The following is a 19456-nucleotide window of genomic DNA, read 5'->3' as shown; positions in this document are numbered from 1 at the left end:
TTAACTTTGCTCTCTGGAATCTAATTTAACAACAATTTATGATGACGAAAGAGCAGATTTTAAAAGCCCTGAGCAACGTAGAAGAACCAGATCTGGGGAAAGATTTGGTGACGTTGAACATGGTCAAAGATATAGAAATAGACGGGAATAAGGTAAAATTTACGGTAGTACTGACAACGCCTGCATGTCCGCTGAAGGATATGATCCGCAATGCCTGTGTGAATGCGATTCACATGCTGGTAAGCAAAGAAGCGGAAGTGGAAGTGGTGATGACTGCGAATGTTAGCAGTAAACGAAAAGATGGTAGCGGTGCGTTGCCGAATGTGAAAAATATTATCGTGGTGGCATCCGGTAAAGGCGGCGTGGGTAAATCCACTGTAGCAGCCAATCTGGCCCTGGCATTGGGTCGTGATGGTGCAAGAGTAGGCCTCATGGATGCAGATATTTACGGTCCTTCTGTTCCTATTATGTTCGGCGTACGCGGCGAACGTCCAATGATGGTGAGCGTGGAAGGTAAAGGTATGATTGAACCAATGGAGAAATTCGGTATCAAGTTCATGTCTATTGGCCTCCTCATCGATGAGAGAGAAGCAGTGGTTTGGAGAGGTCCTATGGCCAGCAGCGCGCTGCGTCAGTTTATCACCGATGTACACTGGGGCGATCTGGATTACTTGATCATAGATATGCCTCCTGGCACTGGCGATATTCACCTGACCCTCGTGCAAACTGTTCCTGTTACCGGTGCAGTAATCGTTACCACACCGCAAGACGTGGCCCTCGCTGATGCGAAAAAAGGTATTGCGATGTTCATGGGTAAACAAATCAATGTACCTATCATTGGCCTGGTGGAAAATATGGCTTACTTCACACCTGCTGAACTGCCGGAAAACAAATACTATATCTTCGGTAAGGAAGGCGGTCGCAAACTGGCAGATGAACTGGATATTCCTTTCCTCGGTCAAATTCCGCTGGTACAGAGTATCCGCGAAGGCGGCGACTATGGTACGCCTGCTATGGCCGGTGATGAGCCAATTACTCGCAAAGCATTCCTGGATATCGCTGGCGCTGCCGCCCGCAATATCGCGATGCGTAATGCCAATATAGCGCCTACTAAAATGGTGGACATCGTAGTATAAGCTACTTTTCCCGATTATAATTTTTTATGGATATGCAGACTTCTACCTTCATCAAGGGGAACGTCTGCATATTTTTTTTGTACCTTTTAAACCAAATCCCCGCTTTATGTACACTGCAAAACTTAACAGAGAAACAGACTGGAACAAGATTGAGGCGTTTATGCGTGAATTCAGCTTTGCGCTGGTTGTGGATACGGATGACCATGGCGTTCCGAGAGCTACGCATCTCCCGCTCACCTTAAAACAAAATCCTGACGGAAAATATGTACTCCAAGGACATATTGCCAAAATAAACACGCAATGGCAGTATTTCGGCAAACAAGATACCCTGGTGGTATTTTCTACCCCACATGCTTATATCTCTTCTTCCTGGTACCAAAAGGATAAACTTCCTACCTGGAATTACATGGTGGTGCATGTACATGGGAAAACAAGAATTTTATCCGAACAGGAACTCATCCAAAACCTGGATGACTTGATGCAACATTATGAAGCAGCGTCTCAACATCCTGTTAGCTTAAAAGATATAGATGAGAAAACTTTATCAAATAACTTAAAGGCTATCGTAGGTTTTGAAATAGAAGTGCGTGATATTGATGCGAATTATAAACTGAGCGCCAATAAAAATGATGATGATTACTTTAGCGTGATCAAACATTTGCGGGAGAGAGATGATAAGGAGTCCCACCGCATTGCGGATGAAATGGAGGCCAGACGGCCTGCACCGGGGATTTAAAAAATTTGGTAGGCGTGATAATTATCAGGGTAAAATGAAATAACTTTAATTGGGCCAGTTTTGCTTACCTTTGCGCCCCAAATAAAACCGACTATGAATCGACAGGAATTGGTGAATCTGATTAAGGAAAGGCAATCTTATCTCTGTGTAGGTCTTGATACAGACCTGCAAAAGATTCCAAAGCACCTGCTCTCTCATGCAGATCCGGTGTTTGCTTTTAATAAGGCAATTATTGATGCTACCAAAGATCTTTGTGTTGCTTACAAGATCAACACAGCGTTCTATGAGTGCATGGGTATTCGCGGCTGGGAAAGCCTGCAGCGTACCATTGAATACATCCCTCAAGGGATCTTCACCATCGCTGATGCAAAAAGAGGAGATATCGGAAACACATCTACGCAGTATGCGAAAACCTTTTTCGATACCTACAATTTTGATTCCGTAACAGTGGCGCCTTATATGGGTCGCGACAGTGTGGAACCTTTCCTGCAGTTCCCTGAAAAATGGGCTATCATGCTGGGACTGACTTCCAATGAAGGCAGCCAGGATTTTCAGTTGCAAAAGTGCGGAGAAGAATTTTTCTTTGAAAAAGTACTGAAAGCAGGCATGCAGTGGGGTACTCCGGATAATCTCATGTTTGTGATTGGCGCTACACAGCAGTCGTCACAACTGGCGGAGATCCGTAAACTCGCACCAAATCACTTTTTCCTGGTACCAGGCGTTGGCGCACAAGGCGGCAGTCTGGAAGAAATCTCCCGTCAGGCGATGAATAAGGATTGCGGACTGCTGGTAAATGCTAGTCGCGCTATTATCTACGCTGGAAACGGTGAAGATTTTGCAGAAGAAGCCAGAAAAGTGGCGAAGCAATATCAACTGGAAATGGCTACTTACCTGAGCCAGATTGCAGTAGGTACTATCTAATTGAAATTTTCGAACATAAAGGAGCAGTAATTGCATTTTGGTGTATTGCTGCTCTTTTTTTGTCTATTTGAATAGACAATTTTTGGCTGTCCACCAGGGTTTGATCTCGAAGGCGAGTCGGCCTGCATTCACCGCAGGATCTGTTTGCACTAAACTGGCCGCTTCTAGGCTGTCTTTACAATCCATAATAAATATACCCCGTAGGTCACTGTCATCCTCGAAAGGGCCGGCGACTATTAATTTTCCTGCTTTGGCTAGTTTACCAATGTTTTCAAGATGTTTTCGTTGAATATCTGCGGCTTCCGTTTTGGTTTGATCCCGGTGTGGTCCTGTTTTCAGGAACACCATCCAATAGCGTTTCATTTTAGGTGCTTGGTTGGATTTTAAGCTGTCTTGGAGTTTGGAAACAGCAGTGGATCTAAACGGAGTGGCGCGAAAGGAAATCATCAGAGTGACCAGGAATCCCACCAACAGTAATGCCGGAATAACTTTACTTGCCATAACTCTTGAATTTCGACCAATGTACTAACGTATTAGAAATTAGCATGTTAATAATCTAATAATTACTGTCCTTTTCAATTCGTTGATATCTCATTATATTGCTGTCAACCAAAACTTAAGCGCTCATGCTGCAAGATCTTTTCCAATCGCCCGATTATTACAACGTAGACGAACTCCTGCAAGAAGAACATCTGTTAATCCGTGATGCTGTAAGACAGTGGGTAAAGAAAGAAATATCCCCTATTATCGAAGACTGTTGCCAACAGGCAAAATTCCCTTCTCATATAATTCCTGGTCTTGGCGAACTAGGCTGTTTCGGACCTACTATTCCGACACAATATGGCGGCGCCGGACTGGACTATATATCGTATGGATTGATGATGCAAGAGCTCGAACGGGGCGACAGCGGGATTCGGTCCACCGCTTCTGTACAAGGCTCTTTGGTGATGTATCCCATTTTTGCTTTTGGCAGTGAGGCACAGAAAGAATGGTATCTCCCGAAACTAGCAAAAGGAGAATTTATGGGCTGTTTCGGACTCACAGAACCGGATCATGGCTCCAATCCTGCTGGTATGATTACTAATTTCAAGGAAGATGGTGACCATGTTATTCTGAATGGCGCTAAAATGTGGATTTCCAATGCCCCATTTGCGGATATCGCGGTAGTATGGGCGAAAGATGAAGCGGGCGTGATACGCGGACTCATTGTAGAGCGTGGCATGGAAGGTTTTACTACACCTGAAATCAAAGATAAATGGAGTCTTCGCGCCAGCGCTACTGGTGAACTGGTGTTTGATAACGTACGTGTTCCCAAGGATAATATTTTACCTGGTGTGCAAGGGCTGAAAGGGCCGCTGAGTTGCTTGTCGTCTGCCCGCTATGGCATTTCCTGGGGCGCAGTAGGCGCCGCGATGGATTGCTACGATACAGCTTTGCGTTATGCTAAAGAACGGGTACAGTTTGGCCGTCCGATTGGTGGTTTCCAACTGATACAAAAGAAGCTGGCAGAAATGGTGACAGAAATTACCAAAGCACAACTGATGAACTGGCGTTTGGGCGTGTTGAAGAATCAAGGAAAAGCGACACCCGCACAGATTAGTATGGCGAAAAGAAATGCCTGTGAGATAGCCACCAATATTGCCCGCGATGCCCGCCAAATACTCGGTGGAATGGGTATTACAGGCGAGTTCTCTGTGATGCGTCATATGATGAACCTGGAAAGTGTGATTACCTACGAAGGCACACATGAAGTACATTTGCTGATTACCGGTATGGATGTTACCGGTCTCGATGCCTTTAAATAGTGAACAATATGCGCCGGATTTTAATGCTGGCAGCATGCAGTCTTTTTCTTTATGGGAAAGGCTTTGCGATGCTGCGTGTATGCCACAACGTTAGTGATTCTCTTCCATTGCGACTAGTAGCCTGTGAGGGTAAAGCGCAGGGGACATACTATATCGTTAAATATTTATCTGCCGACACGGCTTCGCTGCAACGCCAGGTGGACTCTGTATTTCGCGTGATAGACCATTCACTGTCCCTTTATCAGCCGGGATCATTAATCAACCAGTTTAATGCAATCGGTCGTGTGGTGATGGATGAACATATGGCAACAGTAATACAGAAATCAGTAGAAACTAATCGGGCTACTGGTGGACTTTTTGATATCACGGTGAAGCCCTTGGTATATCTCTGGGGCTTTGGGGTGAAAAAGCCATCGTTCCGTGGTGTCCCGCCAGCAGATAGTATCAAGGCCACGATGCCGTATATTGGTAGCCGTTATCTCCGCGTTAGCGGCAAAACATTAACTACCGCTAAGCAGGGCGTGCAGATAGATTGCAATGGCATTGCCCAAGGTTATACAGTGGATGTTATTGGTAAATTTTTGGAAACCAAAGGTATTCATAATTACCTGGTGGATGTAGGTGGAGAACTTTGTGCAAGAGGATTTAATGCGCAGCATCAGCGTTGGAGTGTAGGCATAGAGCGACCGTCGAAAGGAGATACTACTTATGAGCCGGTGCCAGGCATCGTGCGCTTGGCCGAGGAAGGCATTGCCACGAGTGGCAATTACCGTCGATTTTTTGACCAGGGGAAGACGCGTTACGCTCATACCATCCATCCGCTCACGGGGGAAGCGTTGCATAACAATATTATCAGTGTAACGGTGTTGGCGAAGGATTGTTTTACCGCAGATGCATTTGATAATCCATTAATCCTAATGGGCGTGCAGCAGGGGATTTCCTGGATAGAAAGTCATCCACAGTATGGATTATCTGCCCTGTATATTTTTCGGGCAGACGACGGCACTATACAGGAAGCATTTACAAAAGGATTTGAAAAGAGATTGGAGTAAAAAAAATCCCGTAGCTGTAATCAACTACGGGACCCACTCTCACATTGTCTTTCTCAGCATCATGGATAAAATATCTAGTTAATATGGAATTTTAATCCAGCACTATATTGTAAGCTCTGATAATTGGTGATATCACCCATTTTATACGGAGAATAGTTATAACGTACATTGGCATTGAACATCAGCGGGGAGGCTTTGCCGAAAGGTACGTTGATACCAATTTCAGGAGTTACGAGGAACTGCCAGCTATTATCTGATTCAACGAACTGTCCCCAGTATTTTTCATAGTCCATATTGGCCACACCTACTCCTACATTTGCGTAAGGGATGATGGCTTTATCTGGTTTGGTGAAAGCCCAACCTACGGTTGCCTGGATAGGAACAACGCGGAGCGTTCTTGTTTGTACCGCGGAAACATCGCCGAGTTTATCGGGGTATACTGCGCGTGGTACTTTTTCGTAGAAGTCTTGGAAACCGGTTCGGAGTCCTACGGAAAGTTGGTCATTCAGCATATATTGTAATCCTGCGCTCCAGCCACGGAAACTGGTTTTGTTGGAATAATCCTTCAGAGAGCTGAGGGGGCTGGCCACAGAATAATTTATATCAAAAGATAACGGAGGGCGTACCTGTGCAGATACGGCTTGTGCAGCGAAACAGCTTGCAAACATCAACATCCAATATTTAATCTTTTTCATCTTCCACTCAATTTAAAGTTCAACGTTACTATTGCTTATTTGTTGGTCAGGTATGGTGATTGATCAAAAGATGCCTGTACCATACTGCTTACATTGCTCGTGGTCCACACGCCGGTACCGCGCCAGAGGGCGTTCCATACCGCGGTGATTTGATTATTTGGACCAGGATTTTTCAGGTCAAACAAGTCAATAGCAGTTTGTCTTTCACTCACTTGGTAAACGACATAGTAAGAAGGCCAATACCATCCGCCGCCGGGATATCCCCAGTAGCCAGGATCCCAGATACCGCCCCAGTATCCTGGGTTCCAGGAGATGTTGGTGAAGCTGTTATCGATACGGGTCAGTGCAACACCGAGATCTGGTTTAGCATTTTTGTTCACCAGTGTATAGCCTCTTGCTTGCATCGCCGCTGTAACAGAAGCGATGAGTTGTTTGTCGTAATCCGTCAATGCTTTTTTAGAGGTATCCGAACGATTACTTAATACGGCAACGGAATCTACGATACTGAAAGTAGCGTATGATTTAAAATTCGCCTGTGTGTCATGGTTGGTGATGTAAATCCTGGATTCCTCAGGCGTCATATCTTTCAGTGGGTCTTTGCTACAACCGCTGAATGACATCATAGCTGCGAATGCAGCAATGCTGCTGAGTAAATAAATTGTTCTTTTCATATCCTAGCGTATTAATTTCTAATATGGTTTCCTGCGTAATGACTAAACGCAATGGGTCAACGGAATTATAATGTCATTATAACCTCGTTTGTATTTATTGTTCAACGGGTTAGATGCGGCAAAGTTACACTAGGTTTATCCGATTACTGTTAAGGTAATCATAAAAAGGAATTCGGGTTAACAACAAGAGGAGATTACGTATTACGACGAAAACTTAGTTTAGAATTTTCTTATGTAAGAGATCCTCTTTAAGTTGGGTCGCATTGACGAACTGGATGCTTTCAATACCGAGGGTTCTGGCAGCATTTACATTACGGATATTATCATCGATAAATAATGCATGATCAGGACTTTCTTGGTATCTGTCGAGCAGCAGGTTAAAAAATCCGGGGGAAGGTTTGCGTTGTTTTTCTCTACCGGAAACAACAATGCCGTCAAACCATTGGAGGAATTGAAACTCCATTAAAGCTAGCGGGAATGTTTCGTTCGACCAGTTTGTTAAAGCGTACAGGCGGTATTTTCCGCTTTCTTTTAATTCCTTTAACAGGGCAACGCTATCGGCGATTTCTCCGGCTAGCATTTCCTTCCAGCGGCCATAATAGGCCCGAATTTGGGCTTCATACTGCGGATGTTGATGAATCAGTAATTCAGTAGCATCCAGCAGGCTGCGCCCAGCATCCTGTTCCTCATTCCAGTCTGACGTGCATATTTCCTTCAGAAAATGCTCCATTTCAGCTTCCGTAGTGAAAATTTTACGGTATAAATAGCGGGGATTCCAGTCAATCAGCACGGATCCCAAATCAAAAATAATAGCCTTATAATTCGGCTCCAGGTTTTGCATAGGTTTATCAATAATAAACGAAACGACAGACTAAAATACTAATATTTTATATATTAGATAAAAATTAATAGGAGGAAACTTGTTTTACTTTCCAAATGATGGAGAAGTGTATAGTAATTTGTAACTTTAGGATAGATAGTTAGACCCGAATTGTTGAACTCCAAAAACCTCAAAAAAAATGACCAATTCGTATCCAGAGAAGCCCCTGCTTCCGTTCAGGCGCACGTCTGTTAGTATGGACCGTGTGGTAGCTGATATCCAGCATACAACTTATTCTCCGGCGGTAAAACGTGCCGGCTATATGATTTTCCGGAAGGAGAGTGGAAATGGCCATTCGGGCATTAATGAGAATTATTCCGGATTTCAGGCAGATTCCGGTCGTTGGCCGGCGGTTTATGATCCGCTGATAGTGGGTGTGGTGCAAAAAGTGGAGAACGGCACGGGGTTATCTCGGTTGTTTTTGGCATTTGGGGATCCCGCTAGCTGCCTGAAAATGCTGCTGGATAGGATTCAACAACGAGGGCTCTACATTGGTGGGCATACTACCAAAGTAGTGGATATGGAAATAAACAATATAGTGGATTTTGCCAGGGCCTATAAAAAGGAATGGGCCGCAGGCAAGGCCAGTGCAGAACCTGCTCCGGAGGATTTTTCCGGCTTCGCCAGCATGTACAGACAGGCAACAGGATTTTTTAGTTAGTATTTTTTCCCGCAAAGACGCCAAGATTTGCACGCGCAAGCGCGAAGGGGATGTTGCTCACGGCGGAGCAAACAAAGCGGTTATAAGGTGCAAAAGCAGGCGTTAGTCGGGTCTTTTAATATAGAAAAAGAATACTGGTGTAAACCCCCATTAAATGAAGAAAGGTGGAGAAGCAGGCGCTTTTTCACCTTTTGTTTTTTGGGGTAATAAGTAATGTTTTTATTACTTTTGAGTTTGTTAAAACCCAAAGTATAATCTCGATGAGAAAAATCGTGTTTGTTGTAGAGAAAACCAGAACTGGCTACTCTGCTTTTGCCAAAAAATTCGACAAATATCCTATCGGTACAACAGCTATAACCATCAAAGATTTGAGAAAAAACATACTCCATGCTATAAATCTTTATCAGGATGAGCATCAGCAGAAACATGTAAAGGAGGATGATATAATCATTTCACTGGATCTACAGCAGTTTTTCGAGTACTATAAAATTATTAATGCAACAGCATTGGCAGAAAGAATTGGTATGAGTCAATCTTTATTGTCGCAATATGCAAATGGAATAAAGTCTCCATCGGAAAAACAGACGAATAAAATTTTACAAGGTATTAGAGAATTGGGTAAGGAGTTGATGCAATTGGAATTGGAGTGATGAAACTGTAATTGTGAAAATGTAGATGAATCGTTGATTTGATAATTACAGAATTATATTTTTAGCGTCATTGACAGTACAAAATATTTATCGGACTATTGTTGTTCAACTGCTGGATTTTTCTTTATTTTTGAAGTCTTAGCCCCTATTGTTTGTATTTTTAAGCATACCTCTAAATCTTTATCATATGTGTGGAGCCACATTTTCTCCTGAAATCGATCAAAAAATTAATTCAACGCTGTCTTCTATTGAGAATACAGAAAAATTAGTTCTTGGATCTGATGAACACTTGGATCTCATATTGGAAATTAAAGATAGTTTACAAGAAATGTCTGGTCATGTAGTTTTCATATTGGAGGATATAGAATCTCAGTTTGCCAGCATTACTAAAGAAGAAGCTGAGCATATAATTGCAAAACTGTTCCCTTTATTTGGATTAGCCAAAAAGCTGGTCACAGTGATTATGTCTGCTGTGGTATATGAATCTGTAAAAGCTTCCTTGGATCAGTTTGTAATAGATGTGGAGGATCTGTACGAAATTTTAAATGATCTTTCCAGATACAAGGTGAGAAAGGATAGTGATTTCTCTTCCTATATTTCTTGATGTTATAAACCCCAAAGCAGTGCCAGTTTTCTACACCATATCTACAGTTAGAGAGGGTTTTGAGAAATATAAGAAAACCAATAGCCATCATCGGTGTTGTGAGGATTTATATGGTTATTTCTCTGATCTATCATTTACAGAAATTTTCGCCCATAGCCATCTCCTTCAGGATTTCGGACATACAAGGTATATAAAAATGAGGATTCCATGCTCTACCTGTGGTGGTAAGGGAAAGAGGGGAGGCTATAGAGCTTATTTATTGGCTGATAAAAGGTCTGAGTCTGTGGTGATATTAGCCTTTTATCCAAAGACAGGTAAGTTTGGGAAATCTGATTTATCAAAGGAAGATGAAAAACATGCCTTTGAAACCTACAAAGTTGAGAAAGGACGTAATGAATTGCCTGTACATGATTTTGCAAGCTTCATTTAGCCTCCAAGATGCAGAATAGAACCCGTCTTGCTATATCATCATAATCTTCTTTAAAATCAAAAAGGTGAAAAAGCTCTTACACTTTCTCACCTTTTGTTTTTATATACCCTCGGTTGCTGTTAGTATACAATCTGCCCTTTGTTGATCAGTGATTTCACCGGCGAAATTCTCGCTACTGCTTCTGCGGAGCAGCTAGCATCTATCAACACGAAATCCGCTGCATCGCCGGCTTTAGGCCATTGTTGATTACCTTTATCATCTAGTGGCAACACATGGCCTGTTGCGAGTCTTAAACTTCTTGATAATGGTAATTCCGTCGCGTAACCATAAAGCTGCGCCATTAGGTTTGCTTTTTCCAATACGCTGCCAGTTCCCATGCTACTCCAATGATCCACGATACTATCGTTGCCGGTCATCACTTTCACATTGTATTTGTATAGAGTAGGGATAGGCATTATCAATCTTCCAAATGGAATGGTAGATACGATTCCAATACCTGCTGCGCCCAATTGTTCCGCTACTTGCTCCTGTTTGGTTTTTTCCAGCTTACCCAACACAAAACAGTGGCTTAAAAATGTTTTATGCTTTAGTACAGGGTTTTCGTTTACTTTTTTGATCAGGTATTCCACAGTTTTTAAACCGGATTCGCCTGATTCATGTAAATGTATATCTATTCCCTTTTTGTTGTCCAGTGCCAGTTGTACGGTGAAATCTATTGTTTTTTCGATGGCGCCGTCAACGGAATAAGGATCCACCCCACCGATGAAATCAATATCCATTTGTGCCGCATCTTTCAAGTAAGGAACTGAGTCTGTGTAAAAGACACCATGCTGTGGGAACGCTACCAATTCTGCACCGAAGGAGCCTTTCTTGTTTTCCAGCGCTTTCTGTAAGTTTTTGAGGGATTGCAGTTTTGATGTTGGTTCAATATTGACATGGCTTCTTGCGAAGTTAGTACCCTTAGATTGCAACAGTTCGATCAGCTTTTCTGCCCGATAAGTCGAGGTTTTCAACATCTCTGGAAGAATTTGCTGTTCCAGGGCAATCATTCCCTTTACACCGCCTGGGCCTCTCCTGGTAGCCTGCCAGGGGCCGCCATACCAGGTTTTATCCAGGTGAATATGCATATCTCTGAAAGCCGGCAACATCAATAAGCCCTTAGCGTCGATGGCATTGGCGGCAGTCGGTTTATTAGCGGAAATGCTTTTTATTTTTCCATCTTTGATTTCAAGACAGAACAATTCGGTTTTGGTATGAACTACTTCTCCTTCATCGTACACAAAGCCCGTTTCAAGTCGTACGTTCTTGAACAGATAACTCTTTCCTCCATTGATTTCCAGGCTGCCGGTAGGTCCTTCACTTGCTTCACCTGCATGGGCTGCAAATGATTTGGCGGAGGACAGTAAGCCAGACGTAAAGGCCATTCCTGCCAGTCCCAATCCGGACATCCTGATAAAGTCCTTCCGGGATATTTCCGATTTCTTCATAGTCCAATTGCTTTTTCACAAATTTACTCTTCCAATCTTCCGATTCTGTGAAGGATTCATGCATTAGCTTGAAAGATTTATCACTAATTGACCCATTAAAATAAAATATACTGTTATAAATCTTTCAAGTATCCATATAGATAACACAAAGATTTGGGGAGAATAACCTTTTACTTTGTCCTGGACACCCTCCATGAATTTGTAAACATCTTATCTGAACAATATGGAACAAGAGACTAAAATAACTAACGACAAATCCTATACATTGAAAAATGTATTATTGGAAACTGGATTCGAGTTTGACGGAGCAGAAGTTGTGAAAACAAAAACGGCCCTTTTCTGTGTGGAAATAGCGGATGGTAAAATCAAAGCGATCACTCCCAATGATCCTAATAAAAATGCGATTGATGCGAAAGGTCGATTGATGCTGCCTGCATTTAAAGATATGCATGCTCACCTGGATAAAATGCTGTTTGGGTTGCCATGGCAGGCAGTTTCCTCCAAAAGGAAAACGGTAAAAGATTTCATTGCTTATGAGCAAAAAATGATTCCTGAATGGCTGCATACATCTATTGAACGTACAGAAAAACTTATCGAATTTCTACAAGGATATGGTACGCATTATATCCGCTCCCATTTCAATATCGATCCTACTTCCGGCTTTGATTCCTTGAAGCACCTGGAGATAGCCTTGCAACACAAAGAGAAAACCGTCGGTGCAGAATTGGTGGCTTTCCCACAGCATGGCGTATTTTACACGAATACAGCCCCGTTGCTAAAAGAAGTGGTGAAAATGAATATTGATTTCATCGGTGGTGTAGATCCTTATTCTATTGATGGCAGCATTGAGAAAACAATGGACCTCATTACGCAGTTGGCCATTGATAACGATAAAGGCATTGATATACACTTGCATGAAAGAGGGGAGAGCGGTGTGAAAACCATTGAATACCTGATCAATGCGGCGAGTAAAAATCCAAAGCTGCAAGGTAAAACCTTTGTCAGCCATGCTTTTGCACTGGGACATCTTACGCCAACTGAAACGGAATCTATTGCGGAGCGCCTAGCTGCTGCCCGTGTAGGTATCGTCTCTTCTGTGCCTTTCGGTAATACGATCATGCCTATTCCTACATTGAGAAAACATGGCGTAGAAGTACTGATCGGAAACGATAATATCCAAGATCATTGGAACACTTTCGGCTCTGGTAACATGCTGCAAAAAGCGCATCTCATTGCGGGTCTTTATGGATACAGCTCTGAATGGGATCTTTCCCGCACACTCGGTTTTGCGACCAGGTATACGCTCCCATTAGACGACAAAGGAAATCAACAATGGCCGAAAGCTGGCAATGATGCAGACTTGGTATTCCTGGACGCATCCTGCTCTGCGGAAGCGGTAGCCAGGATGTCGGCAGTGAAGTCACTGGTGCATAAAGGCAATATTGTGTTTTGATTTTAGGGAGACACGGCCCCGCGGACTTACAAGCATGTTATAAATCTTACAAGTATTGAGATGAAAATTGCAAAGGCTTGAGAGACGGGGCTGGTACCTTTGTAGTGCTTAAAAATTTCATTAATATGAAGCATTTAAAGAAAGTTACTACTGTACTATTGTTAGCAATTTGCACCACCTTATTCTTTAGCTGTAAGAAAGACAAAAACGAGGACGCAAGACCTTTGACACCCAGCGAAACACTGGCCAGCACTCCTTGGTTAACTACCGATGCCAAAAATAACAAAGGCGAAAAAGTGGCGTTGACAGATGCGAATGTTGTAAACTTCGTAGGTTATGCTTACTTCAAAGCTGACGGCACATTTACCATGTATAACCTGGACGACTCTCCGAAAATGCATGGCGACTGGTCCGTTCCTGCTGATGGAAAGACCCGTACCGTTGTGGCTAAAGATGCAAACGGCGCCGTACTGTTCACACGCGTAGTGGATATCACTGTGTTGACTAAAATCGAGTTCACTTACCGCATTTATCCAAATGCTGCGGACAAAACCGTTTACTTCGATATCATCCACACACCAACCACCCACGCAGAACCTAAGCACTAATACCATATCCTATACGCAGTATCTGTGGAAAGGAGTGCAGTTGATTGCATCCTGAATGAACCAAATGGATTGACCTGAAAAGTCAATCCATTTTTTATGTGGCCAACTTTCCCTATTTTGTATGTTACTTAATCTGTTGATATGGCACTTTACGACGACACAAGCTATATTCCTGTCTTAGGCCTTCAGGAATTCAGGAAAGGCCAACTGGCTGGTCGGGAGGAATTCCTGTTCAATGAATTGCATGGAGAACGTCATATTGACAAGCCACACAAACACGACTTTTTTATTATCAATTTGTTTGAATCCGCAAAAGGGGTTCATACGATAGATTTCCATGACTATCCCATCGGGAATAAACAAATTCACGTATTGTTCCCTGGGCAGGTACATACCTGGAGCATCAAGCCCAAAACCACAGGCTATCAACTGATGATTCAACAACAGTTTTTCGAACGATTTGCCCCATTTTTCCGGTTTTCGTTTTCGAATTATATGAATCATCCGGTCATTCCACTGACCAATGAAAATTTCAATTTGTTGAAGTATGAGTATGATGCTATCCGAGATGAATTGAATGCGCCCAATTCCGTACAGGAGGTGATCAGCGCAAGGGCGGCCGTGATTGCAGCGATTGTGAGTAAGGAAGCGGAAAACATTTTCACCGATTTGAAAGTATTCCAATCCAATCCCCGACTGGCGAAGTTCAATCTATTGATAGATAAATTTTACAAACAGGAAAAACTGGTGGGATTCTATGCATCAAAATTGCATATCTCTCCCAACTATCTGAATATACTCTGTAAAAATCATCTCCACGTATCTGCTACAAAACTGATCCAGCAACGGGTACTATTAGAAGCAAAACGTTTGCTCCAGACCACGGATCTCTCCATCAAAGAAATCGCATTTGAGCTGGGCTTTGTGGATCATGCTTATTTTTCCAATTTCTTTAAGAGTCAGTCAGGCATTACGCCCACTCAATTCAGGGAAGGGTAGTGAGGCTGGGTGAACGATACAATTTTGTAAACTGCTTTAAATGAAAAAAGGTGAAAAAGTTTTTACACTTTTTCACCTTTTAATCTTTGAGTGCGAAGGAGGAGATTCGAACTCCCAAGCCCTTTCAGGCACTACCACCTCAAAGTAGCGCGTCTACCAATTTCGCCACCTTCGCATCTGGTAGAGTGGGATGCAAAAGTAGGGTCTTTTTCTAAATAAACAAATTTATTTATTCATTTTTCTAAAAAAGTTTTATTTCCTGAGCATGATGCGGAATGTAGTGCCTTTATGCAAGTCGGAATTTTTCACGCTGAGGCGTCCGCGGTGATAGTCTTCGATAATACGTTTGGCGAGGGATAGGCCTAGTCCCCAGCCACGTTTCTTGGTACTGAAGCCGGGCTTGAATATTTTATCAAAATGACTTTTAGGAATTCCTTTCCCGGTATCTGCGATATCGATGGTGACCATCGTGGGATGATTATCTATGGTAATATCAATGTTTCCTTTCCCTTCCATCGCGTCCAGAGCGTTTTTCAGCAGGTTCTCAATTACCCAATCGAACAATGGGGGAGAGATCATCACTGGCAGTTCCTGTTCTGTGCTATGCACATTGATTTGTACTTTCTGTGGTGCGCGTCTGCGGATGTAGGCGGCCATGTTCTGGATCTGTGCCACCACATCTTTCTCTTCCAGATTGGGCACACTACCGATTTTGGAGAAGCGATCTGTGATCAGTTTTAACCGGTCGAGATCTTTGCTTAATTCACTGACGATAGGCGCATTGGCTTCATTATCTCGTAGTATTTCCAGCCATGCCTCTATGGACGACAGCGGCGTTCCCAATTGATGGGCCGTTTCTTTGGCAAGGCCTACCCATACCAGGTTTTGAGTGGCGCGGTTGGTGCTTGATAAGCCGAATAATACGGCACCGATAAATAATGCAACTACTAACAACTGGATATAAGGGTAATATTTTACCTGTTTCAGAATGAGGGAGTCGCCATAGTAAACGTAGTTGTAAATTTTATTGCGGGCATCCACTTCGATGATGAAAGGGGGATGTTGTTTCTTCAGGGAAAGTAGTTGTTCGTGTAGATAGGTAGGGTTCTGTGAAACCTTAGTGGTATCGATGTTTCGGCTGTCCAGGATATTGCCAGCGGCATCTGTTTGAATCAGCGGAATAGTAGTATTGGTGGTAACGATTTCGGTTGCCAGGTTCAAATTTGCGTCCGACGTGGCTTTCAGCAGTTCCCGGTAGGCTTCCACCCAGGTAGCTACTTTTTTTCTTTCTTCCTCCTGTATCTTACCCGACAGGTTACTCACAAACCAGATGGTAGCAACGATAATGGCTACAGCAATTGTAACCAGTACAAACTTCCAGCCGATAAACTGTTTAAACATACTTCTAATTTAAGATATATTCCGCTTCAGCGATTCTTTAATTGGTAGCAAATATTAAAATCCTTTGTTGCATATTTGCATCTCCTAAATTTATTATTCACGCATAAACGTTTAATCAGTTGTCCGTATTGCCATCAGTAGCCGTTGTAATATTGAACTGGAACGGCAAAAAATTCCTGGAGCAGTTTTTACCTTCTGTTTGCCGGTCTACTTACGGTAACCTGCAGGTAATCCTGGCCGACAATGCCTCTACGGACGATAGTGTAGCCTTTGTGCAGCAGCAATATCCTCAGATCCGGATTATCCGTAATCCCAGCAACAACGGGTTTGCTGGCGGTTATAATGAAGCCCTGCAACATGTGAAAGCGGATATTTATGTGTTGTTGAACCAGGATGTAGAAGTGGAACCCGGCTGGATAGAGCCAGTAGTGGCCATGATGCAGCAGGATCAGCGCATCGCTGCTTGTCAGCCTAAACTCCGGGCTTGGCATAGTAAAACAGAATTTGAATACGCCGGCGCTGCTGGCGGCTGGATGGATATCCTGGGGTATACCTTCTGCCGTGGGCGCATATTATATACTACAGAAATAGATAATGGCCAGTACGACGATCCCCAGGATATTTTCTGGGCAACGGGTGCTGCGTTGTTTATTCGTTCTTCTTGTTTCCATGAGGTAGGGGGCTTTGATGCCGATTTCTTTGCCCATATGGAAGAGGTAGATCTCTGCTGGCGTTTACAACGGGCGGGCTACAGGATCTGTTATTGCCCGGATTCCATGGTGTATCATGTGGGAGGAGGGAGTTTGCCCCAAGGAAATCCCCGTAAGTTGTACCTGAACTTCCGGAATAACCTCATGATGCTCTGGAAGAATTTACACTCAGAAGACCGCTGGATTGTGTTGTCACAGCGCTTTTTCCTGGATATCCTGGCCGCACTGAAAAGTTTGGCTGCCGGAAAACCGCGGGATATGAAGGCGATCGGGAAGGCGTATATCGACTATCGCCGGTGGCGGAGAAAATATAACAGGGCTGAGCGGGATAAGCTGCCAGAAGTCAAGCTGATGAAGCTTAGTGGCGTATTTCACGGGATTATGATATGGAGATATTATTTCCTCCAACACAAAAAATTCTCCGAATTAAAGCATGAAAGCACTGGGAAAACGGTTTTTTAAATATTTGCTTTGATTATTATGATACTTGATGTAATTTTGCAACGGAAATAAACTGAATATGGAACACAATACAGCAGAAAATACAGTACCAAATCCGAACGATGTGACCTTAGATAAGGTTTCTACTTCCCGTTTTATATTTTATGTGCAATTGTTTTGTTTGCTGGCTTTCATGCTGGGCGGTTGCTACCAGCTCTACAAACACAGTTATGCTGGCAAACCAGATGTAGCTGTTCCAGAAAGCACGCTGTACAATCCAAAATATAAATAAGCGGTTTTTCGCTTCAACATAATTATCGCCTGAGCCTTCCGGATTCCCGGAAGGCTCTTTTTATTTTCCGTATCACGTAAATGCTTTTCCCGATCTGACTAGTATCTGCGGGGCGCACCGATGAAATTTGCACCTAAGCGCACGTAATTACTATCTATGATTAAGAAAAAGGCTAAAAAGGGCGAAAAACGCGGAAAATCAGGTATTCGGAAGATGATTGACTGGCTACACTTGTGGCTCGGATTGGTATCAGGTATTATTGTGTTGGTGATTGCCGTTTCAGGCTGTCTGTTCACTTTCCAAAAGGAAATCAACGAATGGTATTACCATGATAAAATGTTTGTTACCCCCGCCGGCACTGCTCCGCTGCCCGTGACCCAGCTCACCCGCAATGCCCAGGAGGCTTTGGGGGATCGGCTTATCAGTAATATGACCGCCTATAAAGCACCAGACCGTGCCTGGGAATTCATGACTTACAAAGGCAATGATACAGCCCTGACTTATTTCGGCGCGGTGGAATATTACGAAGTGGCCCTGGTGAATCCATATACCGGGAAAGTGACCGCGGTACTAGATTACAAGCATAATTTCTTTTTCATCGTTAAATATTTGCACTGGAGTTTATTGTTGAATACGCCCTATGGCCAGCCGATAGTAGGTTGGGCTACTTTCATATTTGTGGTATTGTTGATTACCGGATTGGTGCTCTGGTGGCCGAAGAAATGGACCAAAGCCACGCGGGAGCAAAGTTTCAAGGTACGTTGGAAAGCAGGGTTCAAGCGTGTCAACTACGACTTACATAACGTGCTGGGTTTCTATGCCATGAGTGTAGCACTGGTATTGGCATTGACAGGTATGGTATGGTCTTTCACCTGGTTCCGTACAGCAGTGTATGTAGCTGCTGCTGGTACTATAACGGCGCCGGCTAAACGGGAAGTGAAATCGGTACTACAAACAGTAAATAATACTAACCAAAGTATGCTTGACAGTTGTTTTGCCGCTGCGCAGCGTATCCTTCCTGATGCCCGTCGTTACTACATTCGGGCGGCAGCTATGCCGGAAGCGGTGCATACAATAGGAGGATATAAGAGCAGAGAACAATATTTCAGTGCAGATGAATTGAAATTTGATCAGTATAATGGTCAGTTGTTAGCGCGCAGCAATGACACCCACAAGAATAGAGGCGAGCGTTTGATAGACATGAATTACGATATTCATGTAGGTGCTATTGGTGGTATTTGGGGAAAAATTGTAGTGTTTATAGTAGGGTTGATCTGTGCATCGCTGCCAGTAACAGGGTTCTACGTGTGGTGGAACAAAAAGAAAAAATCGAAGAAAAAGATCGTTTTGGATAATAAATCCACATTCGTTACATCTTTGTAAAGAAAAATCAACAAAATAAATTATACCTTGAAATGCCTTGCTGTAGCCTATTTGAGGGGAGTGTGCTATGACTGGTGAAAGAAAAAGTTTCAAAAAAAGTAAAAAGAAATTTTGTGATTTAACTTCGTTTCCTATCTTTGCAATCCCAACGAAAAAAGGGAACTACCTTAAACAGTAACAACTGTTTACATTTGTTGGAAAGATCTTAACAGTTATGCGGAAGTAGCTCATTTGGTAGAGCACGACCTTGCCAAGGTCGGGGTGGCCGGTTCGAGCCCGGTCTTCCGCTCCAGTTTGATAGTTCGGTAACGAGCTTATCAATTACAGTTCTTAACACCTCTGCGGAAGTAGCTCATTTGGTAGAGCACGACCTTGCCAAGGTCGGGGTGGCCGGTTCGAGCCCGGTCTTCCGCTCCAGTTTGATATAGTTCAGTAACGGGC

At 43.3% G+C, this 19456-nt stretch carries 21 protein-coding genes and 3 tRNA genes; 17 read left to right on the top strand and 7 right to left on the bottom strand.

The annotated features are described in order from the left end of the window. The first annotated feature begins 38 nt into the window (after positions 1-38). From JO154_RS09265 to pyrF, 3 genes are all read left to right on the top strand, one after another. Positions 39-1136 carry an Mrp/NBP35 family ATP-binding protein gene (locus JO154_RS09265; protein WP_291944145.1) on the top strand — a complete coding sequence of 366 codons (1098 nt, stop codon included), beginning with the start codon at positions 39-41 and terminating at the stop codon, positions 1134-1136. A 106-nt stretch (positions 1137-1242) separates the two neighbouring features. Beyond that, positions 1243-1872: an FMN-binding negative transcriptional regulator gene (locus tag JO154_RS09260; RefSeq protein WP_291944143.1), complete on the top strand. Its 630-nt coding sequence runs from the start codon at positions 1243-1245 to the stop codon at positions 1870-1872. A 93-nt stretch (positions 1873-1965) separates the two neighbouring features. Further along, the gene (gene pyrF / locus JO154_RS09255) at positions 1966-2793 is read left to right on the top strand and encodes an orotidine-5'-phosphate decarboxylase (RefSeq protein WP_291944142.1); all 828 of its coding nucleotides are present in this window, start codon (positions 1966-1968) and stop codon (positions 2791-2793) included. 63 nt (positions 2794-2856) lie between these two features. On the opposite strand, the gene JO154_RS09250 is transcribed toward pyrF, so the two are convergent. After that, positions 2857-3294, bottom strand: coding sequence for a YciI family protein (locus JO154_RS09250; protein ID WP_291944140.1), 438 nt, complete (start codon positions 3292-3294; stop codon positions 2857-2859). 125 nt (positions 3295-3419) lie between these two features. On the opposite strand from JO154_RS09250, the gene JO154_RS09245 reads away from it, so the two are divergent. Together JO154_RS09245 and JO154_RS09240 are read left to right on the top strand one after the other, a co-directional pair. Beyond that, complete coding sequence (locus JO154_RS09245) at positions 3420-4598, top strand: acyl-CoA dehydrogenase family protein (protein ID WP_291944137.1); 1179 nt, start codon at positions 3420-3422, stop codon at positions 4596-4598. A gap of 8 nt (positions 4599-4606) precedes the next feature. Continuing rightward, a complete protein-coding gene (locus JO154_RS09240) occupies positions 4607-5650 on the top strand; it encodes an FAD:protein FMN transferase (RefSeq protein ID WP_291944134.1) in 1044 nt (347 codons plus the stop codon). Positions 5651-5724: 74 nt separating this feature from the next. Here JO154_RS09240 and JO154_RS09235 read toward each other — a convergent pair whose 3' ends face one another. The 3 genes from JO154_RS09235 to JO154_RS09225 form a co-directional block, all read right to left on the bottom strand. Beyond that, on the bottom strand, positions 5725-6345 hold the full coding sequence (locus JO154_RS09235; protein WP_291944130.1) for an outer membrane beta-barrel protein: 621 nt from the start codon (positions 6343-6345) through the stop codon (positions 5725-5727). 35 nt (positions 6346-6380) lie between these two features. Further along, positions 6381-7016: a DUF4136 domain-containing protein gene (locus tag JO154_RS09230; protein ID WP_291944128.1), complete on the bottom strand. Its 636-nt coding sequence runs from the start codon at positions 7014-7016 to the stop codon at positions 6381-6383. A 214-nt stretch (positions 7017-7230) separates the two neighbouring features. After that, entirely contained in the window at positions 7231-7857 is a 627-nt protein-coding gene (locus JO154_RS09225) for an HAD family phosphatase (RefSeq protein ID WP_291944125.1), read from the bottom strand. Between the two features lie 178 nt (positions 7858-8035). Between JO154_RS09225 and JO154_RS09220 the strand changes: the two genes are divergently transcribed. From JO154_RS09220 to JO154_RS09205, 4 genes are all read left to right on the top strand, one after another. Continuing rightward, positions 8036-8557, top strand: coding sequence for a hypothetical protein (locus JO154_RS09220; RefSeq protein ID WP_291944122.1), 522 nt, complete (start codon positions 8036-8038; stop codon positions 8555-8557). 164 nt (positions 8558-8721) lie between these two features. Beyond that, positions 8722-9207: a helix-turn-helix transcriptional regulator gene (locus JO154_RS09215; RefSeq protein ID WP_291944120.1), complete on the top strand. Its 486-nt coding sequence runs from the start codon at positions 8722-8724 to the stop codon at positions 9205-9207. 187 nt (positions 9208-9394) lie between these two features. Then, positions 9395-9811 (top strand): hypothetical protein, encoded by a 417-nt coding sequence (locus JO154_RS09210; protein ID WP_291944117.1) that lies wholly within the window; start codon positions 9395-9397, stop codon positions 9809-9811. Positions 9812-9830: 19 nt separating this feature from the next. Continuing rightward, positions 9831-10241 carry a hypothetical protein gene (locus JO154_RS09205; protein ID WP_291944114.1) on the top strand — a complete coding sequence of 137 codons (411 nt, stop codon included), beginning with the start codon at positions 9831-9833 and terminating at the stop codon, positions 10239-10241. A 119-nt stretch (positions 10242-10360) separates the two neighbouring features. On the opposite strand, the gene JO154_RS09200 is transcribed toward JO154_RS09205, so the two are convergent. Then, the gene (locus JO154_RS09200) at positions 10361-11728 is read right to left on the bottom strand and encodes an amidohydrolase family protein (protein ID WP_291944109.1); all 1368 of its coding nucleotides are present in this window, start codon (positions 11726-11728) and stop codon (positions 10361-10363) included. A gap of 223 nt (positions 11729-11951) precedes the next feature. On the opposite strand from JO154_RS09200, the gene JO154_RS09195 reads away from it, so the two are divergent. The 3 genes from JO154_RS09195 (at position 11952) to JO154_RS09185 (ending at position 14788) form a co-directional block, all read left to right on the top strand. Beyond that, positions 11952-13181 (top strand): amidohydrolase, encoded by a 1230-nt coding sequence (locus JO154_RS09195; protein WP_291944107.1) that lies wholly within the window; start codon positions 11952-11954, stop codon positions 13179-13181. Positions 13182-13306: 125 nt separating this feature from the next. Further along, a complete protein-coding gene (locus JO154_RS09190) occupies positions 13307-13789 on the top strand; it encodes a DUF4822 domain-containing protein (protein ID WP_291944104.1) in 483 nt (160 codons plus the stop codon). Positions 13790-13930: 141 nt separating this feature from the next. Continuing rightward, on the top strand, positions 13931-14788 hold the full coding sequence (locus tag JO154_RS09185) for a helix-turn-helix transcriptional regulator (protein ID WP_291944101.1): 858 nt from the start codon (positions 13931-13933) through the stop codon (positions 14786-14788). Between the two features lie 91 nt (positions 14789-14879). Here the strand turns inward: JO154_RS09185 and JO154_RS09180 are convergent. Both JO154_RS09180 and JO154_RS09175 read right to left on the bottom strand, forming a co-directional pair. Beyond that, positions 14880-14963: transfer RNA gene (locus tag JO154_RS09180), tRNA-Leu, on the bottom strand. A gap of 77 nt (positions 14964-15040) precedes the next feature. Continuing rightward, complete coding sequence (locus JO154_RS09175; RefSeq protein ID WP_291944098.1) at positions 15041-16189, bottom strand: HAMP domain-containing sensor histidine kinase; 1149 nt, start codon at positions 16187-16189, stop codon at positions 15041-15043. A gap of 119 nt (positions 16190-16308) precedes the next feature. On the opposite strand from JO154_RS09175, the gene JO154_RS09170 reads away from it, so the two are divergent. From JO154_RS09170 to JO154_RS09150, 5 genes are all read left to right on the top strand, one after another. After that, positions 16309-17361 carry a glycosyltransferase family 2 protein gene (locus tag JO154_RS09170; protein ID WP_291944094.1) on the top strand — a complete coding sequence of 351 codons (1053 nt, stop codon included), beginning with the start codon at positions 16309-16311 and terminating at the stop codon, positions 17359-17361. Positions 17362-17419: 58 nt separating this feature from the next. Then, positions 17420-17632 carry a hypothetical protein gene (locus JO154_RS09165; protein WP_291944091.1) on the top strand — a complete coding sequence of 71 codons (213 nt, stop codon included), beginning with the start codon at positions 17420-17422 and terminating at the stop codon, positions 17630-17632. Positions 17633-17788: 156 nt separating this feature from the next. Then, positions 17789-19015 carry a PepSY domain-containing protein gene (locus JO154_RS09160; RefSeq protein WP_291944088.1) on the top strand — a complete coding sequence of 409 codons (1227 nt, stop codon included), beginning with the start codon at positions 17789-17791 and terminating at the stop codon, positions 19013-19015. A 216-nt stretch (positions 19016-19231) separates the two neighbouring features. Further along, positions 19232-19307, top strand: a tRNA-Gly gene (locus JO154_RS09155). 49 nt (positions 19308-19356) lie between these two features. Then, positions 19357-19432 (top strand) — tRNA-Gly (locus tag JO154_RS09150). Positions 19433-19456 lie beyond the last annotated feature (24 nt).

This window comes from Chitinophaga sp. (assembly GCF_019236475.1).
Taxonomy (GTDB): domain Bacteria; phylum Bacteroidota; class Bacteroidia; order Chitinophagales; family Chitinophagaceae; genus Chitinophaga.
This window is presented reverse-complemented; position numbering and strand designations above follow the sequence as displayed.